Annotated in this window: 10 protein-coding genes; all 10 read left to right on the top strand. The window is 65.3% G+C overall.

Going from position 1 to position 12,437, the window contains the following annotated elements; genetic code table 11:
* Entirely contained in the window at positions 1–900 is a 900-nt protein-coding gene (locus ABD923_RS02680) for a hydrogenase expression/formation protein HupK (protein WP_259546825.1), read from the top strand.
* Complete coding sequence (gene hypA, locus ABD923_RS02675) at positions 893–1,234, top strand: hydrogenase maturation nickel metallochaperone HypA (RefSeq protein ID WP_259546826.1); 342 nt, start codon at positions 893–895, stop codon at positions 1,232–1,234. Before ABD923_RS02680 ends, hypA begins: the two co-directional genes overlap by 8 nt.
* Positions 1,234–2,076, top strand: coding sequence for a hydrogenase nickel incorporation protein HypB (hypB, locus tag ABD923_RS02670; protein WP_259546827.1), 843 nt, complete (start codon positions 1,234–1,236; stop codon positions 2,074–2,076). The genes hypA and hypB overlap by 1 nt, the downstream gene beginning before the upstream one ends.
* Entirely contained in the window at positions 2,073–3,557 is a 1,485-nt protein-coding gene (locus tag ABD923_RS02665; protein WP_259546828.1) for a sigma-54-dependent transcriptional regulator, read from the top strand. Before hypB ends, ABD923_RS02665 begins: the two co-directional genes overlap by 4 nt.
* 4 nt (positions 3,558–3,561) lie before the next feature.
* Positions 3,562–3,795, top strand: a complete 234-nt coding sequence (locus ABD923_RS02660; RefSeq protein ID WP_259546829.1) for a HypC/HybG/HupF family hydrogenase formation chaperone — start codon at positions 3,562–3,564, stop codon at positions 3,793–3,795.
* Entirely contained in the window at positions 3,792–4,940 is a 1,149-nt protein-coding gene (gene hypD / locus ABD923_RS02655) for a hydrogenase formation protein HypD (protein ID WP_259546830.1), read from the top strand. The genes ABD923_RS02660 and hypD overlap by 4 nt, the downstream gene beginning before the upstream one ends.
* Positions 4,937–5,962, top strand: a complete 1,026-nt coding sequence (hypE, locus tag ABD923_RS02650) for a hydrogenase expression/formation protein HypE (RefSeq protein WP_259546831.1) — start codon at positions 4,937–4,939, stop codon at positions 5,960–5,962. Before hypD ends, hypE begins: the two co-directional genes overlap by 4 nt.
* A complete protein-coding gene (locus ABD923_RS02645; RefSeq protein ID WP_259546832.1) occupies positions 5,962–7,623 on the top strand; it encodes a hydrogenase maturation protein in 1,662 nt (553 codons plus the stop codon). Before hypE ends, ABD923_RS02645 begins: the two co-directional genes overlap by 1 nt.
* A 192-nt stretch (positions 7,624–7,815) precedes the next feature.
* Entirely contained in the window at positions 7,816–10,026 is a 2,211-nt protein-coding gene (glgB, locus tag ABD923_RS02640; protein WP_259546833.1) for a 1,4-alpha-glucan branching protein GlgB, read from the top strand.
* A 39-nt stretch (positions 10,027–10,065) separates the two neighbouring features.
* Positions 10,066–12,435, top strand: a complete 2,370-nt coding sequence (gghA, locus tag ABD923_RS02635; RefSeq protein WP_259546834.1) for a glucosylglycerol hydrolase — start codon at positions 10,066–10,068, stop codon at positions 12,433–12,435.
* Positions 12,436–12,437 lie beyond the last annotated feature (2 nt).

The raw sequence follows: 12,437 nt of genomic DNA, 5'->3' as shown, positions 1-12,437 counted from the left end.
ATGACCGTCATTGCCCGCCAAACCCCTCTCGTTGCCCATGCCATCCCTGGCCTGCCGGTGACACAGTTGGTTGTGGGCAAACGCGCCAAGGACGTGGCCGAGCTGTTGCCGAGGGTCTTCAATCTTTGCCGCACGGCTCAGGCGGTCGCGGCGCGCCTTGCCCTCGGCCTGCCCGCTGAAGACGAAGACAGCCAGCGCGAAGGTCTGCGGCGGGAGATCCTGCGCGATCACCTCATGCGTCTGATGTTTGTTCTACCCGGACGGCTCGGTACGGGGTCACACGCCCTGCCCGCGAATTGGGAGGCCGACCCCGTCACCGTGCGAACCGCCGTTTTCGGGTCCGGCCAAAGGTGCCCGGACACTGCGGACGACATGAACGCTTTCTTGGCGTCGGGCCAGGGCATCGCGCCTGTCCTTTCGGCAGTCGCAGCCTGTTTTCCCGACGGGATCGCGGCGGTCGACTTGCCGCTGGTCGATGACCGCACCGCTCTCGAACCCGACCCGGTGGAAAACACCGTGGCCGCGCGCCATTCCGACCACCCGGCCCTTTCTGCTATCGCCAACACACATGGACGCGGCCCGCTCTGGCGGAGCGCCGCACGGCTCTTCGATATCGATGCCTGCCTGACTGGCACACTTCCCGCGCCTCGCATCATCGAACCCGGTGCGGCACTGGTCCCGGCCGCCCGGGGCACCTATTCTGTGCGGGCCCGCGTCTGCGACGGGTCCGTGACCGAGTTTTCCCGAGTAACTCCGACCGACCACCTTCTTTCACCGTGCGGTCTGCTGGAGCGGTCCCTCGCCACTCTGCCGGCGGACCGCTCGGGCCTTGCGCCGCTTCTGCTCGAAATTCTCGATCCGTGCAGTCCGGTGCGGCTGGAGGAGACGCAAGATGCATGAAATGTCGCTCTGCGAGGGCATCCGCGAGGTGATCGAAGATCAGGCGCGACGGCACCGCGCCACCCGCGTTACCTGCGTCCGGGTCGAGATCGGGCGTTTTGCCGGGGTCGAAAAGCCGGCCCTTGAATTCGCCTTCGACGTGGTGATGCGAGGCTCTCCGGCCGAGGGCGCGCGACTGATTATGATCGACCTGCCGGGCCGCGCGCTCTGCTACGATTGCATGAAAGAGGTCGAGATCGCCGACAGGCTCGACCCCTGCCCCGATTGCGGTGGCGGAAAACTGATGCCGGTCGGCGGCGATGAAATGCGGGTCAAGGATCTGGAGGTAGTCTGATGTGCACGGTTTGCGGTTGCGGTGACGCCAAGGTCGAAGGGCATGGAAACGACCATTCCCATGATCATCACCACGAACATGGGCATGACCATCATCATCATGGCACCCATGGGGACATCCACTATGGCCACGGCCCCGCGGGTGTTGCCGTGCCCGGCATGTCACAGGAACGTCTGATCGAGATCGAGACGGGCATCCTGGCCAAGAACGATCGCTACGCCGCCGAGAACCGGGCCTTTCTCAAGGGACGTGGCGTCTTTGCCGTGAACCTCGTTTCCTCGCCCGGGTCGGGAAAGACCACGCTTCTGTGCAGGACCATCGAAACGCTTGGCGACCAACCGCTGGCCGTGATCGAGGGCGACCAGCAGACGGCGCATGACGCCGACCGTATCCGGGCCACCGGTGCACCTGCCGTGCAGGTCAACACTGGCAAGGGCTGCCACCTCGACGGGCATATGGTCGGGCACGCGATGGACCATCTCGACCTCGCCCGCGACAGCTTGCTGTTCATCGAGAACGTGGGCAACCTCGTCTGTCCCGCCGGGTTCGATCTCGGCGAGGATTGCAAGGTCGCGATCCTCTCGGTCACCGAGGGAGAGGATAAGCCGTTGAAATACCCCGACATGTTCACGGCCTCGCGGCTGGCGCTGCTCAACAAGGTCGACCTCGCCCCGCATTGCGACGTGGACCTCGACCTGTACGAGGAGAACCTGCGCCGCGTGAACCCCGGGATCGAGATCCTGCGCATCTCGGCCCGCACCGGCGAGGGCATGCAGGACTGGTTGACCTGGTTGCACGCGCGCCTTGCCGAAAAGACCCACCGCCCACAGGCCGCCGAATGAACACGCAGCAATTGCCCTCCATCCTGCTGATCGACGACGAGGCACATTCCCTCGCGGCGATGCGCATGGCGCTTGAGGATGACTTCGAGTGTCTGACGGCCAGCAACGCCGCCGAAGGGTGGCAGTTGATGGAAGAGCACTTCGTCGAGGTCATCTTCTGCGACCAGCGGATGCCGGGCAAGTCCGGGGTCGAATTCCTGACCGAAGTGCGCGACCGCTGGCCGGAAACGATCCGCATCATCATCACCGGCTATACCGACTCGAACGACATGATCGCGGCGATCAACGATGCCGGTATCTACCAGTTCGTGACCAAGCCCTGGCACCCCGATCAGCTTCTGATGGCGGCGCGCAACGCCACGCAACTATTCGAACTCAGCCGCGATCACGACCGCATGGCGCTGGAAATGCGCTACCTCTCGACCCAGGCGGAAAGCCAGGTCGAGCAACGCCGAAAGGCCCTTCGCGAAGGGTTGGGGTTCGAGAACGTCTTGCGCGCGCCGAATTCGCCCATGAACGCGGTCGTTACGCAGGCCCGCCAATACGCCAGCTTCGATGTTCCCGTCCTGATCCAGGGCGAGGCAGGCACCGGCAAGACAATGCTGGCGCGGGCGATGCATTATACCTCGCTGCGATCGGACAAACCGTTCCACGAGCTGAACTGCGCCGGATTGTCGGACGAGTTGCTTGAGATCGAGCTTTTCGGCGCAAAGCGCGGCGCCTTGCCCGGCCAGCCCTCCAACCGCATCGGCCTCTTCCAGAAGGCCGACCGGGGAACGTTGTTTCTGAACGGGATCGACACGCTCAGCCCGCGCATGCAACTCGCCTTGCTGCGCGTCGTGACCGAGGGGGCGTTTCAGCCCGTGGGCGGGCACGAAACGCTGACCAGCAGCCTGCGCCTGATGACCGGCAGCCACCGCGACCTGAAGGCACAGGTTGCGGACGGCCAGTTCCGCTCGGACCTGTTCTACGCGCTGTCGGTGGCCGAGATTTCCGTTCCGCCGTTGCGGGCGCGGCGCGGCGACGTGTCGGTCCTTGCGCGCAACATCCTGTTCGATGCGGCCTCTGCCCACGGCAAGCCGGTTCAGGGCCTATCGGACGCCGCGCTCGAATTTCTCGAGAACTACGATTGGCCCGGCAACCTCAAGGAGTTGGCGAACGAGGTCACGCGCCTGTTGATCTTCGCGCAGGATCGCATCCTCGGCCCCGAACTGATCTCGCGCCACATCCTTCAGGCCCCGCCCGGCGAAGACGGCGCCGATCGCACGGCCGAGGCCGTCATGACGGGCACCGGCCCGCTCAAGGACCGCATCGAACTGATCGAGATGCGCATCCTGCGCGAAACCCTGACCCGCCTGCGCTGGAACAAGAGCCGCGCCGCCGCCGAACTGGGCCTGTCCCGCGTCGGCCTGCGCGCGAAACTGGACCGCTACGGCATCACGCCCCACAGCCAGACCGAAGATCAAAACGAGGAGGAATGACCCCATGTGCCATGCCGTGCCTGCGCGGGTAACGCGCGTCCTCGACGGGGACTTGGCCGAGATCGATCTCGGCGGGGCCCGCAAGACCGTGTCCACCGTGCTGGTCGGCCCCGTCATCGAAGGGGAGTTCCTGCTGGTGCATGTGGGTTACGCGCTTGGCCGGATCGACCCGGACGAGGCCGAAGCGACCTTGGCCGCGCTGGCCGAACTTGACGCCCTCGAAGAGGCAAGATCATGAAATATGTCGATGATTTCCGCGCCCCCCGCATGGCCCGCGCGCTCGCCGCCCGGATGCGCGACGAGGTGAATCCGGACCGCGACTACCGTCTCATGGAGTTTTGCGGCGGGCACACGCACGCGATCTTTCGCTACGGCGTCAAGGATCTGTTGCCGTCCAACGTGCGCATGATCCATGGGCCCGGCTGCCCTGTTTGCGTTTTGCCGATCACCCGCCTCGACATGGCCATTGCGCTTGCGCGGCGCGAGGGCGTCACGCTCTGCACCTACGGGGACATGCTGCGCGTTCCCGGCTCCCGCAAGCAAAGCCTGCTGAAGGCCCGCGCCGAGGGGGCGGACGTCCGGATGGTCGGCTCGACCATGGACGCGATCAAACTGGCTGAAGACAACCCCGATCGGCAGGTCGTGTTCTTCGCCATCGGGTTCGAGACGACCACACCGCCAACGGCCGTCGCGCTGAAGGTGGCCGAGGCCAAGGGCCTGCGGAACTTCACGGTCTTCTGCAACCACGTCCTGACGCCCGCTGCGATCACCAACATCCTCGAAGCGCCCGAAATCCGCGACATGGACGCGGTCGAAATCGACGGGTTTCTGGGCCCGGCGCATGTCTCGGTGGTGATCGGCTCGCAGCCTTACGACTACTTCGCCGAGGAATTCCGCAAGCCCGTGGTCATCGCAGGGTTCGAGCCGCTGGACGTTATGCAATCCATCCTGATGCTGATCCGCCAGATCAACGAGGGCCGCGCCGAGGTGGAAAACCAGTACACCCGTGCCGTGACGCCGGCAGGCAACGCCGCGGCCAAGGCCATGGTCGCCGAAGTTTTCGAGTTGCGGCGCAGCTTCGAATGGCGCGGGCTTGGCCATGTGCCCTACTCCGCCTTCCGCCTGCGCGACCGGTTTGCCGATTTCGATGCCGAACGGCGCTTTGACATGCAGCCGGGCCGGGCGATGGAGAACAAGGCCTGCGACTGCCCCAAGATCCTGCGCGGCGCGGCGATCCCGACGGATTGCAAACTGTTCGGCAAGCAATGCACGCCGCAAACGCCGCTTGGGTCCTGCATGGTCTCGGACGAAGGCGCCTGTGCCGCCTATTTCAAGTATGGCCGCCGCAGGGCTGCCCCCGCCCGGATGGAGGCCGCAGAATGAAACATGCATCCTTCGAGAACGGCGTGGTCGAGATGAGCCACGGCGCTGGCGGCCGCGACATGGCCGACCTGATCCAACGGCTATTCGTGGCCGCGTTCGGCAACGACCTGCTGACCGGAGAAGAGGACCAGGCGATCCTGTCCTTCCCCGCCGGGCGCATGGCCGTGTCCACCGATGGGTTCGTGGTCTCGCCTCTTTTCTTTCCGGGCGGAGATATCGGATCGCTTGCCGTCAACGGAACGGTGAACGACGTGGCCATGGGCGGTGCGGACCCGGTCGCATTGACCTGTTCCTTCATCATCGAAGAGGGCCTGCCGCTGGCTGATCTTTCGCGCATCGTCGCGTCCATGGCCGGGGCTGCGCGGGCCGCGGGCGTTCGGATCGTGACGGGCGACACCAAGGTGGTCGAGCGCGGCAAGGGCGACGGGGTCTTCATCACGACGACCGGCTTCGGACAGGTGCGCGAGGGGGTGTCCCTCTCGGCCCGGAACGCGCAGCCCGGCGACAAGGTGCTTGTCTCGGGCACGCTCGGCGATCACGGCGTGGCGGTCATGGGCAGCCGCGAGGGCTTTGATTTCCAGACCGACATCGTCAGCGATTGCGCCGCATTGAACGGGCTTGCCGCCGCGGTGCTGGATGCCGCCCCGAGCACGCGGCTGATGCGTGACCCGACGCGGGGCGGGTTGGCCGCCGTCCTCAACGAGATCGCCGAGGCCAGCGGGGTCGGCATCAGCATCGCCGAGGAGGCCCTCCCGATCCGACCCGCCGTGGCCGGGGCTTGCGAGATCCTGGGCCTCGACCCGCTCTACGTGGCCAACGAGGGCAAACTCGTCGCCATTGTGCCTGCCGCGGAGGCCGAGGCCGCCCTTTCCGCGATGCGCGCGCACCCGTTGGGCATCGACGCGGCCATCGTGGGCGAGGTGGGCGAAGACCCTGATCATTTCGTCGAGATGGAGACCGCCTTCGGCGGCCGCCGCATGGTGGACTGGATCGCCGGCGAACAACTCCCGAGGATCTGCTGATGCGAATTCTTCTGCTGACCCACGCCTTCAACAGCCTGACGCAACGCATCTGGCTGGAGCTGGCCGCCGCCGGGCATGACCTTTCGGTGGAACTCGACATCAACGATGCCGTGACGAGGCGCGCGGTGTTCGAGCGTCGGCCAGACCTGCTGATCGCCCCGTTTCTCAAGCGCGCGATCCCCGAGGATGTTTGCCGCGCGGTGCCAACGATGATCGTCCATCCCGGACCGCTGGGGGACAAGGGGCCAAGCGCGCTTGACTGGGCGATCCTCGACGGTGCCGAAACCTGGGGCGTCACGATCCTCGGGGCCGCGGCAGAGATGGACACCGGCCCCGTCTGGGCGCATCGGACCTTCCCCATTCGCGCGGCCACGAAATCCAGCCTCTACCGGCGCGAAGTGACCGAGGCCGCCGTTGCGGCCCTGCACGAAGCGCTGGACCGGTTCACGCGCGCCGCTGGACCGCAACGCGATGCCAACTGCCCCGACGTTCCGGCCCGGCCCGCGATGACCCAATCAGATCGCGCCATCGATTGGTCCGCGATGACCACCGAGGCCGTGCTGCGCCGCATCCGCGCCTCTGACGGTCACCCGGGCGTACGCGACGAGATCGGGGGCCAGTCCGTCTGGCTCCATGACGCCCATCCGTCCGATCAGACCGGCACTCCGGGCGAGATTGTTGGCCATAGCGGCGAGGCGATCCTGCGCGCCACTTCCGATGGCAGCGTCTGGATCGGCCAGCTTCGCGTCACGTTGCCCGGCGAAACCCGCGCCCTCAAACTGCCAGCGACACACGCCTTGCGCCTTCTGGGCCTTCCACTGCCGCCGACGATCGTTTCCGACGACACGCCCGGTGCGGTTGAGGTCGAGCGACACGGCAATGTGGTCTTGATCCGCTTTCCCTTTCACAACGGCGCGATGAACCACGACCGCTGCCGCGCGCTCGAAGCAGCCATCCGCGCCGCCTCCGCCTCGGACGCCAAGGCGCTCTTGCTGACGGGCGGCCCGGATTTCTGGTCGAACGGTATCGATCTCGCCACGATCGAGGCCAGCGACAGCCCCGCAGAAGCCTCGCTGGAACTGATCGAGGCCATCGACGACGTCTGCCTCGCCCTGTTGGAGGCTCGCGACAAGTGGGTGGTGTCTGCCATGCGCGGGAATGCCGGTGCCGGGGGCGTTTTCATGGCGCTGGCCGCTGACGAAGTGCTGGCCATAGATACCGCCGTCTTGAACCCGCATTACAAGAACATGGGCAACCTCTACGGGTCGGAATACTGGACTTACCTTCTGCCCCGCCGCCTCGGCGAGGCGGGGGCCAAGGCGCTGATGGAAACGCGTCTGCCCCTATCGGCCCCCGAGGCCGCGCGATTGGGGCTGATCGACCGCATGCTGACCGGAACGCCGGAAGAAGCCGACAGCCAAGCACTCGAATTTGTGCAAACTCGGGTCGCATCGGACGCGTTCGACGCGACATTGGCCCGGAAACAGGCCGATCGCATGCATGACGAGGCGCAGAAACCGCTTTCCGCCTATCGCGACGAGGAACTGGCGCAGATGCGCCTTAACTTTTTCGGGTTCGATACCAGCTACCACGTGGCCCGCCACAACTACATCACCAAGGTCCCAAAATCGCGCACGCCGCTTTACCTGACGGGCACGTAGCTCCAGGGGCGGCCTCTCCCACCCATGGTCCGAGCTGCGCGCCATGCCCGTCCCCGGCGTGGCGCGCTTTTCGCTAGCCCTTTGAAAACAAGCTGAACTACCGTCCACTGAAGGCCAAATCACCGGCCGGAAATCGCCCGCAAGCCCGCAAGCCGGTTGATGTTCAAGGGATAATCCCTATCCTTTCTGCACATGCAAACAGATCACCGCGACCTGACTACCGACATCGCCCCGCCCGAAAACCTGGCCCGCCTCCTCAAAGGTGAGTTCGACGATCCATTCTCGCTGCTTGGACCGCATGAGCGAAATGGGGACCGGATCGTGACCGTGTTCCTGCCGGGCGCGGACAGCGTTTCAGCAAAGCTCGAAGGGGTTGAAGACCCCTACCCGCTTTCCCCGGCCAAAGAATATGAGGGCATATTCTTCGGCCCCGTGCCGGGCGACGCGCCGTATCGCCTGCACGCGACCGCCCCCGGTGGTGTCGCGTGGGAGTTCGACGATCCCTACCGCTTCGGCCCGGTCCTGGGCGAGATCGACGACTACCTGATGGGCGAAGGCTCCCACAAACGCCTGTGGGAGGCGCTGGGCGCCCATGTCATCACCCATGAGGGCGTGGAGGGCACCCATTTCGCCGTCTGGGCGCCGAACGCGAAACGCGTCTCGGTGGCCGGGGGCTTCAACCTCTGGGACGGCCGCCGCCATGTCATGCGCCGCCGCGCCAATACCGGCGTGTGGGAAATCTTCATTCCCGGCATCGGCGAAGGCGAACCCTACAAGTACGAACTTCTCGGTGCGGACGGAAAACTCGGCCCGCTCAAGGCCGACCCGGTCGGCTTTGGCTCGCAACACCCGCCGGAAAACGCCTCGGTGGTGCGTGACATTCGCGGCTACGGATGGCCCGATGGCGACTGGATGGAGACGCGGGCCGGGCGCAATGCCCGCACCGCGCCGATTTCGGTCTACGAGGTGCACCTGGGATCGTGGCGACGCAAGGCGGGCGGGCGTCCGATCTCTTATGTCGAGGCCGCAGAGGAACTGGTCGAGTATGCTGCCGACATGGGCTTCACCCATATCGAGCTGATGCCGATCAGCGAATACCCGTTCGACGGATCATGGGGCTATCAGCCGGTGGGTCTGTTCGCTCCGACCGTGCGCCACGGCCCCCCACATGAATTCCGCGACCTCGTCGCGGCTGCCCACGAGAAAGGCCTTGGGGTCATCCTGGACTGGGTGCCGGGGCATTTCCCGACCGATCCGCATGGCCTCGGCCATTTCGACGGCACGGCGCTTTACGAACATGCCGACCCGCGCGAGGGGTTCCACCAGGACTGGAACACCCTGATCTACAATTACGGGCGGACCGAGGTTAAGAACTACCTCGTCTCCAACGCGATCTACTGGCTTGAGGAATACCATGTCGACGGGTTGCGCGTGGATGCCGTGGCCTCGATGCTCTACCGCGATTATTCCCGGGCCGAGGGCGAATGGGTTCCCAACAAGGATGGCGGGCGCGAAAACTACGAAGCCATCGCCATGTTGCAGGAGATGAACGCCGCCACCTACGGCGCGCAGCCCGGCATCATGACCGTGGCCGAGGAAAGCACCTCTTACCCCAAGGTCTCGGCGCCGGTCGATCAGGGGGGGCTTGGCTTTGGCTACAAGTGGAACATGGGCTGGATGAACGACACGCTCGACTACATGTCGCGCGAACCCATCCACCGCCGCCACCACCATCACCAGATGACCTTCGGCCTGACCTACGCCTTTTCGGAGAACTTCATCCTGCCGATCAGCCATGACGAGGTGGTGCATGGCAAAGGCTCGATGTTCGGCAAGATGCCCGGCAACGAGGATGAGAAACTGGCCAACCTGCGCGCCTATTACGGCTTCATGTGGGGGCATCCGGGCAAGAAACTGCTGTTCATGGGGCAGGAGTTCGGCCAGCGATCCGAATGGAACCATGACGCCCAGATCGACTGGGCCGCATTGGACGATCCGCGCCATGCCGGGCTGCAACGGCTCGTGCGCGACCTCAACACGCTTTACCGGGGCACGCCTGCCCTGCATGCGCTGGATGCGGACCCGCAAGGGTTCCAGTGGATCGAGGCCGACGATGCCGCGAACTCCGTCTACGCGTGGCTGCGCCGCGGCGGGCCGGACGACCCCAACGCGGTCGTCCTGTGTAACTTCACGCCCGTCGAACGCCCGGCCTACAAGCTGGGCCTGCCCGCCACGGGCCGCTGGCGCGAGGCGCTGAACACCGACGCCGAGATCTATGGCGGGCAAGGGCGTGGCAACATGGGTGCGGTCGAGGCCCGATCCGAGCCGCTGCACGGCCAGGCAGCCAGCACCGAGATCTACCTGCCGCCCCTCTCCACGGTCGTTCTTGTCCACGAGGGCTGAGCGTCGCCTGACCGACCTGTTTCCGAGAAAGGAGCCGCGATGCCCCTGACCGACCGTATTGCATTCGACGAGGATGCCGCCCGCGCCGAAGCCGATGCCGCGCGCGACGCGCTGACCACCGCTGAAACGAGTTTCGAGGCCGAACGCCGGATTGCCCGCCGCCTTGGCGGGCGCGTCGAGGGCGACCGTGCGCTCTTCGGCTTCTGGACACCGGAACTCCTCGACCAGCGCGTGCCCTCGGGCGATATCTTCCTTGAAATCCTGTCGCCCCTTGAGCCGCTCGACCTGACGCGCGCGCATCAGACCGTGCGGTTCGAGCGCGCATGGGTCCCGGTCATCCGCGAGGAAGCACATTGCTTTACCGCCGTCACCGGTATGCGCGCCGGCAGCCGAGAGACGATCGGCGACTTCTACGCGCTGGCCTGGAGGGATGCCGAGGACCAGTGGCACCGCATCCTCGACCCGCTGGCCATGTCGCTGCCCTTTGGCGCGATGGCCCCGGCGGAACTCTATGACGTGGCCGCGATGCAGGCCGGGCGCGGCGACACGGCCTATTTCGAGGCGCTGCGCGGCGACGCCCCGCACAAGTTCGGGCCGCCGGGCAATATCCTGCAAATTCACGTCCCCACGGCGACGGCGGGCGGCACCCTGGCCAGCCTGACGCGTCACTACCAACGCCTCGCCGAACGGGTCGCCCGCGACCTGCCGCTGGAACCGGCCGATCAGCTTTTCCTTGGTTATGACGCTGTTCAGCTTCTGCCCGTCGAGCCGACCACCGTCTACGAAACCGGCCCGGATTTCTGGCAGGAGCAGGACGGCGATAGCGATGCCGTGGAGGTCTCTCTGCTTCGCCCGGACACGACGAACTGGGGCTACGACATCGTCATCGCGGGCATGTCCACGGTTAACCCGGTCCTTCTTGAATCCGGCCGTCCCGATGAGTTGATCGACCTGATTTCGGTGCTGCACAACTTCCCATCGAAGCCCAAGAAACTGGTTCTCGACGTGGTCTTCGGCCATTCCGACAACCAGGGCCTCGATGCGCTGAACAGCCATTTCTTCGCCGGGCCGAACATGTATGGCCAGAACCTCGATTACCAGAACCCGACAGTCCGCGCGATCTTGCTGGACATGCAGCGCCGCAAGGTCGATTTCGGCGCCGATGGCGTGCGCGTCGACGGCGCGCAGGATTTCAAATGGTGGGACAGTGCCGCACAGGTCTTGCGCCATGACGACGACTTCCTGCAGGAGATGGCCGATATCGAGCAGGAGGTCGCGGGCACCCGCTATCGCCCGTGGTTCATCTTCGAGGATGGCCGCCCCTGGCCGGACGAGGATTGGGAACTGTCCTCGGATTACCGCGCGGTCATTACCGCGCAGCGTGACGATGACGTGTTCCAATGGGGGCCGCTGACCTTCGCCCATAACACCCCGTTCCTCTATACCTTCTGGCTGTCGAAATTCTGGCGCATCCGCGAGATGCTGGACGTGGGCGCGAACTGGATCTCGGGCACGTCGAACCACGACACGCTGCGCCGGGGGACGCAGGTGAACCCCAAGCTGAACGTGAACACGCGGCTGGGCCGCACGCGGATGGAGATCCTCGACAAGGCCTATGACAACCCCGCCGTCCATGTGCTGACCTATGTCGCGCTGCCCGGGGTGCCGATGGATTTCCTGAACGCCATGGCGCGGGCCAGTTGGGGCTTCATCCGCAACCAGGACGACCGCTACGGCGTCAAGGTCGTCGCCGAAGAGGCGATCAGCCTGAAATGGCAGGTCGATGAATACAGCTACTCCGTGCCCGCCAATTTTCGCCGCCTGAAGGAATTGGGCTTCGAGACGCGCGAGGAATTGGCGCGCTTCATGGAATTCCTGCCCGCGCTGGTCGAGGTCACGGAATACGACCTCGAGGAAATCGCGCGGCTTCTATCCAAGGCAGAGCCGCCGCTCGCCGGACCCGAGTTCACGGTTGTGAACCTCAAGCGCATCGCACGGGCGTGGATGGACGACATGCACGATTACTGCAACGTGTCGAACTCCCTGCCCTCGCTCGATGGCGAACAGGCGGCGTTCTGCCTTGCCACGCGCAATTTCCGCCGCGCGCGGCCATGGCTGCGCGACAATTACGGCCCGAAGGATCATTTCGACTACCTGCACCCGGTCAGCGGTCGGACAGTGTTCACCTCGCTCCGGCACGGGCCGGACGGCGAGCAGGTCTTTTCCGTCGCGCATATGGAAGGCAAACCAACTGATGAGATCGACCCGCTGACCTTGGCCGTTCCCGGGATCAAGGGCACCGGCTGGCGTCTTGCCCTCCGCACGCCTTCGATTGGCGGAGACTATACCGGCGGGCCGATCACCCTGAAGGACTCGATGGCGCTGGTCTATACCCGCGCGCCGCGCTGAGG

It is taken from the genome of [Roseibacterium] beibuensis, assembly GCF_039542305.1.
Lineage (GTDB): Bacteria > Pseudomonadota > Alphaproteobacteria > Rhodobacterales > Rhodobacteraceae > Roseibacterium > Roseibacterium beibuensis.
This window is presented reverse-complemented; position numbering and strand designations above follow the sequence as displayed.

Excerpts from the sequence above, each read along its gene's own strand:
- ABD923_RS02680 (WP_259546825.1), top strand. The coding sequence starts at position 1 with ATGACCGTCATTGCCCGCCAAACCCCTCTCGTTGCCCATGCCATCCCT.
- hypA (WP_259546826.1), top strand. The coding sequence starts at position 893 with ATGCATGAAATGTCGCTCTGCGAGGGCATCCGCGAGGTGATCGAAGAT.
- hypB (WP_259546827.1), top strand. The coding sequence starts at position 1,234 with ATGTGCACGGTTTGCGGTTGCGGTGACGCCAAGGTCGAAGGGCATGGA.
- ABD923_RS02665 (WP_259546828.1), top strand. The coding sequence starts at position 2,073 with ATGAACACGCAGCAATTGCCCTCCATCCTGCTGATCGACGACGAGGCA.
- ABD923_RS02660 (WP_259546829.1), top strand. The coding sequence starts at position 3,562 with ATGTGCCATGCCGTGCCTGCGCGGGTAACGCGCGTCCTCGACGGGGAC.
- hypD (WP_259546830.1), top strand. The coding sequence starts at position 3,792 with ATGAAATATGTCGATGATTTCCGCGCCCCCCGCATGGCCCGCGCGCTC.
- hypE (WP_259546831.1), top strand. The coding sequence starts at position 4,937 with ATGAAACATGCATCCTTCGAGAACGGCGTGGTCGAGATGAGCCACGGC.
- ABD923_RS02645 (WP_259546832.1), top strand. The coding sequence starts at position 5,962 with ATGCGAATTCTTCTGCTGACCCACGCCTTCAACAGCCTGACGCAACGC.
- glgB (WP_259546833.1), top strand. The coding sequence starts at position 7,816 with ATGCAAACAGATCACCGCGACCTGACTACCGACATCGCCCCGCCCGAA.
- gghA (WP_259546834.1), top strand. The coding sequence starts at position 10,066 with ATGCCCCTGACCGACCGTATTGCATTCGACGAGGATGCCGCCCGCGCC.